At 45.4% G+C, this 7374-nt stretch carries 5 protein-coding genes and 1 pseudogene; 2 read left to right on the top strand and 4 right to left on the bottom strand.

All coding sequences use genetic code 11. The features are described from left to right. A partial coding sequence (locus PX636_RS05250) for an AAA family ATPase (RefSeq protein ID WP_288116410.1) occupies positions 1–458 on the bottom strand: 458 nt, incomplete at its 3' end. A gap of 294 nt (positions 459–752) precedes the next feature. Here PX636_RS05250 and PX636_RS05245 point away from each other — a divergent pair. Together PX636_RS05245 and PX636_RS05240 are read left to right on the top strand one after the other, a co-directional pair. Further along, complete coding sequence (locus PX636_RS05245) at positions 753–1202, top strand: DUF29 domain-containing protein (RefSeq protein WP_288116409.1); 450 nt, start codon at positions 753–755, stop codon at positions 1200–1202. A gap of 12 nt (positions 1203–1214) precedes the next feature. Further along, positions 1215–1964 (top strand): amino acid ABC transporter ATP-binding protein, encoded by a 750-nt coding sequence (locus tag PX636_RS05240; RefSeq protein WP_288116408.1) that lies wholly within the window; start codon positions 1215–1217, stop codon positions 1962–1964. 18 nt (positions 1965–1982) lie between these two features. Here the strand turns inward: PX636_RS05240 and PX636_RS05235 are convergent, their stop codons facing one another. From PX636_RS05235 to PX636_RS05225, 3 genes and pseudogenes are all read right to left on the bottom strand, one after another. Next, entirely contained in the window at positions 1983–3548 is a 1566-nt protein-coding gene (locus PX636_RS05235; RefSeq protein WP_288116407.1) for a cation:proton antiporter, read from the bottom strand. Between the two features lie 57 nt (positions 3549–3605). After that, positions 3606–6908, bottom strand: a complete 3303-nt coding sequence (locus PX636_RS05230; protein WP_288116406.1) for an efflux RND transporter permease subunit — start codon at positions 6906–6908, stop codon at positions 3606–3608. A gap of 6 nt (positions 6909–6914) precedes the next feature. Continuing rightward, positions 6915–7374, bottom strand: a pseudogene (locus PX636_RS05225) (proton extrusion protein PcxA); the annotation flags it as partial.

The raw sequence follows: 7374 nt of genomic DNA, 5'->3' as shown, positions 1-7374 counted from the left end.
CATAAATCTTCATTATTATCGATTAAATCTTCGTTTTCTTCGCTAATTATCTGATTAATATGAAGCTTGTCTTCGGGACTGTCAATTAAAATAATTCCTTCGAGTTCTTCATAAATTGCCTCGATTTTCTGAACTTTAAAGGAGCCATTTCCTGTGATTGATATAACCCCATGATTAAGTTTTTCTTGCTCAATCATTGCATCGTGGGTAAATAACCACTGTAGGGAATCTAGATAAGGAGTCCGAGAAACTCTGTACTCTTGTTCTCTTTGTCTAGCAGTATTTAGCCAAACTTTTAGATCTAAGGGATGACAGTAAATAGATAACGCTTCGAGAACGCTGGTTTTTCCCGAATTATTAATTCCCACAAGCAGGTTAATCTGTCCGAGATTCTTTAGCTCAAGCTCTCGCAGTCCTCTAAACTGGTGAATGGTAATGTTTTCTAGGCTTTTAGTCATAAACTTAGTTTAGCTGAAAAGGGTGACAAAAAACTAAGTCATCTACTCAAATGTATTGAAGTTTTAATTTAATCAACTTCTTCGGGTAAAGTCAGGATTATTGCCTCAATCAATTCAGGTGGTTATTCGGTGTAAATATGAATAAATTCGATAAAATCAGTTAATTATGCGGAAATATCTGCGTTTAAAACTAAATAAAAAATATTTACACTAATCCAGCGTTATTCGGATATTTTATGCTATCATTCCTAGGAATGGGTTATTTTTAATAATGTCCCCATTTGATCAAAGACAATGCTTGCTTTAGAACAGCTTTATGAACGGGAGTACGATCGCTGGTTAAGCGAGACGATCGAGTTATTAAAAAATCGTCAGTTAGATCAGTTAGATTACGAACATTTAATCGAGGAGTTGGCAGCTTGGGGACGAAGCGAAAAAACTGCTGTTAAAAGTTTAATTTTATCGATAATAATCCAGCTGTTACTCTATCAATTTTGGACAACAGAAAGAGAAATAAATAGTAATCATTGGGCGGCAGAGATTATCACTTTTCGAGTACAATTAGAAGATAAGCTCACCACCGATTTAAGCAAATTTCTAGAACTAGAGTTAGACAATATCTATGAAAATGCCCGCTTAATTGCCGAAAAAAAGACAGGATTAAAAAATTTACCGATAATTTGCCCCTACTCTCTGACACAAATTCTTGAGAAACAGTGGTTTCCCGATACAGACAATCAATAAACTCTCAAAAATATGGAATCTCACAACAGTGAACCGATTATAATTGCCGAAGCGGTGGAAAAATGGTATGATAACCGCTTTCATGCTTTGCGGGGAGTCAATCTCACCGTTAATAAACAGGAAGTTGTCGTGATTATGGGGCCGTCCGGTTCGGGAAAATCCACCTTTATCCGCACTTTTAACGGGTTAGAATCCTATCAAAAAGGCCGCATTATTATTGACGGAATAACTGTGTCTCACAACCTGAAAAATATCGAGGCAATCCGTCAGGAAGTCGGCATGGTTTTTCAACAATTTAACCTCTTTCCCCATCTGACGGTATTAGATAATGTCACCCTCGGTCCCATCTGGGTGCGCGGTTGGAAAAAAGCGCAAGCGGAGGAAATAGCGAGAAAACTCCTCGAAAAAGTCGGTATTCTCGAACAAGCGCTTAAATATCCCCCTCAGTTATCGGGAGGACAACAGCAGCGGGTGGCGATCGTTCGCGCTTTGGCCATGCAGCCGAAGGTGATGTTATTCGATGAACCCACCTCAGCTTTAGACCCAGAAATGGTGCGAGAAGTCTTGGAAACGATGCAAAGTTTAGCCAAATCGGGGATGACCATGGTTTGTGTCACCCACGAGGTAGGATTTGCGCGAGAAGTGGCCGATCGAGTGGTATTTATGGATCAGGGTTTAATTTTGGAAATTGCCCCCCCAGCAGAATTTTTTAATAATCCTCAATCCGATCGAACTCAGCAATTTTTAGCAAAAATTCTTTGATTTTCCATGACTTGATCATTAAACCATCTCTTTTTCTTCTTCTACCTCCACTAAAAGGGGAACGAGATTTTCATTTAAACGACCGGCTCGAATTAATTCTGCGTAGGTATTAGCTTCTATATCGAGTAAAGTATCTTGAAATTGTTCGGCCACCACATCTTTTAATTGTGGGTGTTCCTGTAGTAATTTTTGCAACTGATCGCCCAAGGACTTTAATTGTCCTTCCACCAGAGTTTTTTTGTCGCGATAAAATTCGGGATCGATATCGGGAAAACGTTCTGGTTGTTGCAGATAATTAGACACCCTAGTTAAAGCAATTTGACGAGCAATTAAGGCCGAATATTCGCTCCGAATCGGTTGATCACCGATAAGATTGAGGGCATTTAACAGCCATTGTATAGATAATCCTTGCACCAATAAAGTAAATAAAACCACCCCAAAAACCACGTCAATAATTTCTTGACGGTAGGGGATAGACGTGGGAACACTTAACGCTAGGGCGATCGAAACCGAACCGCGCAATCCTCCCCACCATAACACCGTTCTTTCCTTAAAATTGATCTTATTGCCCGTAATTAGGTTACTAATTCCCCCTAGTCCAAAAATTGAGAACAGACGGGAAACCACCATAGCAGCGATCGCTATTAAAATCCCGCTTAAGTGACTGCCGAGACTCTCAAAACGGGTTTGATCGCCGATCAGTAAAAAGATGATGGAATTGACAAAAAAGGCGATAAATTCCCAAAATTCGCTAACTACCAGGCGCGTACGGGGACTCATACCAATGCGCGAACCGAGATTACCGAGAATAATCCCGACAATTACCACCCCAATCACACCGGATCCGCCCAATTTTTCCGTGACGAGATAGGTTCCGTATGCAGAAACGAGGGTGAGAGACTGTTCCACAAAAGGCAGATCGAAGCGTTGGGTAAGGTAGGAAATGCCGAAACCGATCACGCAACCGACACCGATCCCAATCCCCACAAAGGTGCAGAAACGAGCGATCGTCACGGGTATGGAAAAGGTATCGACTCCCAAGGGAATACCCACCAAGAGGACGAAAGCCACCACAGCGACCCCATCATTAAAGAGACTTTCCCCTTCCATCAGGATCGTTAGTTTTTTACTGGCCCCCAATTCTTTAAATAGGGCAATCACAGAGACGGGATCGGTGGCAGCTAGGGCAGCACCCAACAGAAAAGCGATCGATAGGGGTAAATTAGCAAAGATATGTAGGGGATAGGCGACTCCCAAAACGGAGATAATTACCCCGATAACGGCAAAAAGGACGATAGTAACCCAATATTCCTTTAATTTAGCCCAAGGAATATTCCAAGCGGCTTCAAAAAGGAGGGGAGGCAGAAAAATTTCCAGAATTAATTCCGGGGAAAGATTAACTAGACGCAAATCTAAAAAAGCTAAACCCATACCGACAATAACTAACAGCAGGGTGTAGGGAATTTTGCGGAGGAAGGCAACGGTTCTCGATAAAGTGGCGACACTCAAGGAAATGGTCAAAACTAGCAGGAATTGCTCTAAATTATGAGCGATCGCCTCGTTAGCAGTAGATTCTAGACTCATTATTTTCAGTTATCAGTTATCAGTTATCAGTTATCACTGAAAAAGTCTCCTAACACCCTAGTCATTCGGGGACTGAGGAGAGATTTTCAAAGAGGAAATGGCCCCTTCTTCTATGGGGGTTTCTGATGTATTTCTTTCCCCATCGAGAGAAGGGGTTTTTTTGCCGCCAGAACCGCCACTTTTCGGGGGTTTCGAGGAGAGGAATTGGGCCTCGAACTGTTTGATCAGCACATACAACACCGGGACGAGAAATAAACTCAACACCGTGGAAATCAGATAACCGCCTAGGATTGCAGTTCCCAGAGACCAACGACTCATCGCTCCGGCGCCGGAAGCGATAACCAAGGGCAAGAAACCGACTAAACCGGAAATAGCCGTCATCAGAATCGGTCTTAAGCGTTCCGTCGAGGCCCGGGCTGCCGCATCGGGAATACTTAAACCCAAAGTACGGGACTGGTTAGCGAATTCCACGATTAAAATCGCATTTTTAGCCGCTAAACCGATCAACATGACCAAAGCCACCTGAGCATAGATATTATTATTCACCGCCGGGAACAGACTACCCACTTGTAGGAAATTCGCCCGCAACAGTAAGGCCCCCATGGCACCTAGGATCGCTAGGGGAACGGTAATCATGATGATAATCGGGTCAATGTAGCTTTCGTACTGGGCCGCGAGGACGAGGAAAACCACGATAAAGGCTAATCCGAAGATAACTGGGGCAGCCCCGGCGGAAGTTTTTTCTTGGAAAGCTGTACCCGTCCAAGCGTAACCGAAACCGGGCTGCAGGACTTTCCGACAAACATCTTCCATCACTGCGATCGCCTGTCCCGTACTAAAACCGGGGGCGGGACTACCCTGAACGTTAATCGAGGGATAGAGGTTAAAGTTAGTGATAATCGGTGGATAGGTGAAGCGTTTGACGCTAACCAAACCCGATAGGGGAATATTGGCCCCGGTACGGGAACGGACGTAAAGACGGTTAATATCTTCAGGATTAGAGCGATAATCCGCTTCTGCTTGGGCAAAGACTCGATACAAGCGATCGCCTAAGACGAATTGGTTGACGAAGTTGGAACCGAGATAGGTTTGCAGGGTACCGAAAACGGCCTGCATATCGACGTTTTGCGCCTGTAGCTGGTTGCGATTGATGGAAAGTTCCAGCATCGGCGTGTCGGTGGTAAATTGGGTGAAAATTCCCGATAATTCCGGTCTTGTTCGGGCCTCGGCCATGACTTTATTAGCGTTGGCAATCAAAGCGTCCATGGGGAAAGAAGCGCGGTTTTGGATAAATAACTCGAAACCGCCGGTAGAACTTAATCCATCCACGGGGGGTGCATTAACGGCGAAAGCGCGAGCATCTGGGACTTTAGTGGCTAATTGTTGGTTAATTTTCCGCAGAACCCCGAAAACCGACTTATCTTCGCCAGGCCGTTCCGACCATTCTTTTAACTTGACAAAAAATAGCCCTTGGTTGCTGCCACTTCCAGCAAAACTAAAGCCCGCCATACCGACAAAGTGTTCGATTTCTTCGATACCGTCGAGAATTTCTTCGTTAATCTGACGGATAACCTGGTCGGTGTAGCGCAGGGAAACCCCGGGGGGTGCTTGCACCAAAACGAAGGCATAACCTTGGTCTTCTTCGGGGATAAAACCCTGGGGAGTGGTGCTATAACTCCAAGCTGTGAGAAAGAGGGCGGCGATAAAGAAGGGTAACACTAAAAAACGGATGCGGATCAGAAATTCGATCGAGCGTCGATAGCCCTCTTTAACTGCGTTGAAACCCCGATTAAAGCCCTCGAAAAACAGTCCCAACGGTCCGCGGGTGCCTTGGGGCGGTTTCATGATAATCGCCGACATGGTGGGGGAAAAACTGAGGGCGTTAAAGGTGGAGATGATAATTGAAGCGGAGATGATGACGGCAAATTGTCGATAAACGATCCCCACCGTACCGGGGAAGAAGGTGACGGGGATAAAAACTGCCAGCAGTACAAGAGAACTAGCGATCACCGCCGAGGTTAACTCGCCCATGGCATCGAGGGCAGCTTGAAATGGCCGCATTCCCTGCCGTAATTTTTCTGATACCGCTTCTACGATCACGATGCCGTCGTCCACCACTAAACCGGTGGCCAGAATGACGGCAAACAAGGAGAGGTTATTGAGAGAATAGCCTAAAGCCAGGGCGACGGCCATGGTTCCGATCAAAGATACGGGAATAGCGATCGCCGGAATGATCGTGGTGCGCCAATCCTGAAGGAAGATAAAAATGACGAGAATAACCAGTAAAATCGCCTCCACCAGAGTGCTAAAGGCTTCTTCCAGGGAAGCGGCGACAAAGGCGGTATTATCGAGGGTAATGGCGATATTTAACCCCGGGGGGAAACTTGGTTCTAGTTCCGCCATTTTTTCTTTCACCAGTTTGGCGGTATTCCAAGCGTTGGAACCGGGCAACTGATAGACGATATAGACGACGGCGGGGGATTTGTCGAAATAGGCGGCGGTACTGTAGCTTTCGGCTCCGATTTCTGCGCGTCCCACGTCTTTAATGCGGATTAAATCGCCATTTTCCCCGACTTTGACGACGATATTTTCTGCTTCCTCCCCGGTGGCCACCCTACCAACGGCGCGAATGGCGATCTGGAATTGCTGCTCTTCGGGACTGGGATCACCGCCAATTGTCCCCGCACCCACCTGAATATTCTGTTCTCGGATCGCCTGTACTACTTGTTCCGCCGATACACCCCTAGCGGCTAAAGCATCGGGATTAAGCCAAAAACGCAGGGCGTATTCCCTTTCCCCGATGATGGTTGTACTACCAACTCCCTCGATCCGGCGAATCTCGGCATCGATGACCCGATCGACAAAGTTACTTAAAAAGACCGTATCGTAGGGATAATTGCCCTTTTCGTCTGGTTTGGCGGAAATCCCGTAGGCAAGGGTAACGCTGGGGGATTGGGTATTAGTTGTCACCCCCTGCCGGTTCACTTCTTCCGGTAAACTAGCGGCCGCGGTACTGACACGGTTTTGTACCAAGACTTGGGCAATGTTACGATCCATTTCCACCGGGAAAAAGACATTCACCGTACTTTGTCCGGTGTTGGTACTCTGGGACTGCATATAAACAATCTGTTCTGTCCCGTTAATCTGGCGATCGAGTACCGTGGTAACGTTATCCTGTACGGTTTTGGCATCGGTCCCCAAATAGTTGGCATTTACCGCTACCTGAATAAATGCCAACTGGGGCAGTTTTTCTAGGGGTAAAAAGGGAACAGCGATCGCTCCGATCAAAACGATTAAAATCGAGCAAACTGTGGTCAGAACGGGTCTTTTAATGAAGGTATCGGCAATACTAAGGATCATAGGGCGTTACTGGTTCATCTTTTCTAGGATAGTTGCGGCGGTGGGAGATTTACGAGTCAGATAATTAAATATTAATAGTTTAAAGATGGTATCTAGGATAACGGGAACCGTGGCCACAAACAAGCTAATAAATGTAATATTCTCGCGCCAACCAAAGTGCCGGAACAAAGTTTCTAAGATTACCGTCCAACCCTCCGCCGAGTGAAACCCGACAAATATATCGGTAAAGAGGATAAAGATAAAGGCTTTGGTGATATCATTTAAGCTGAGAAAATAACGACTAACATAAGCTTGCGTAATCGCCAATTGTTGACGACCAAAAATTAAGATCGCAATAAAGGCTATTAATCCAGTTATATCGGAGAGTAAGTTTTTCCAACCATCTTGACTTTCATAACCCGCTTCTCTGAATAATTCCTCGACCTGTTCCCGAAAATTTTCTTCTGATTCATGCCCTGCTTTTACT

The sequence above is a fragment of the Microcystis sp. M53598_WE2 genome, from assembly GCF_030067735.1.
Taxonomy (GTDB): domain Bacteria; phylum Cyanobacteriota; class Cyanobacteriia; order Cyanobacteriales; family Microcystaceae; genus Microcystis; species Microcystis aeruginosa.
Note: the sequence above shows the minus strand (reverse complement) of the source record. Positions and strands in the feature narration are given on the sequence as shown.